We start from the raw sequence: 598 nt of genomic DNA on the forward strand, positions 1-598 counted from the left end.
GCTTTTCGTTGCTGAGTCGGCGAAAACTGCGTGCAACTTTGTCTGCTGCTTCTGCAGCTTGGTTAACTTCCATCTCTCCATGGACGGGAAACGGCGTCGTTAATCGTTCACCGGTAAAGGCGTTGGTGGCGTAAAACACCTGTGAGTTTTGCGAATTCATTGTTCTTCCCTACTGTCCTATTTCACTTCAAATCCGTACGCGTCCGGGTCTTCGTCATCGACCCAAATGGTGTTGTGGCCATACACTTGTGCCCAACCTTCAATGCTCGGCAAAATCGCCGTTTGTCCGTTTACTTCGGTGATACCCTCAATACGGCCGTTAAATAGGCTGCCGATGATGCTTTCATGCACGAAATCTTCGCCTGATTTGAGTTTTCCTTTCGCGTGCCATTGCGCCATACGTGCGCTCGTGCCGGTTCCACATGGCGAACGGTCGAGCGCTTTATCGCCATAAAAAACGGCATTGCGAGCCGTTGCGCCGTCTTGCGTTGGTTTCCCTGTCCAAAGTACATGGGAAACGCCGCAAACCGTGGGATCATTTGGATGGGTGCATTCCACTGCATTAGAAACGGCGGTGCGCACTTTGGGGGAGAGTATT

1 protein-coding gene and 1 pseudogene are annotated in these 598 nt (G+C 51.7%); both read right to left on the reverse strand.

Annotated elements, in window-relative coordinates; genetic code table 11:
• Positions 1-160, reverse strand: a pseudogene (locus tag R7E78_RS28385) (aldehyde dehydrogenase (NADP(+))); the annotation flags it as partial.
• 17 nt (positions 161-177) lie between these two features.
• The coding region (locus R7E78_RS28390) for a proline racemase family protein (RefSeq protein ID WP_318058915.1) at positions 178-598 on the reverse strand (421 nt) is incomplete at its 5' end.

This window comes from Vibrio sp. YT-19(2023), from assembly GCF_033337395.1.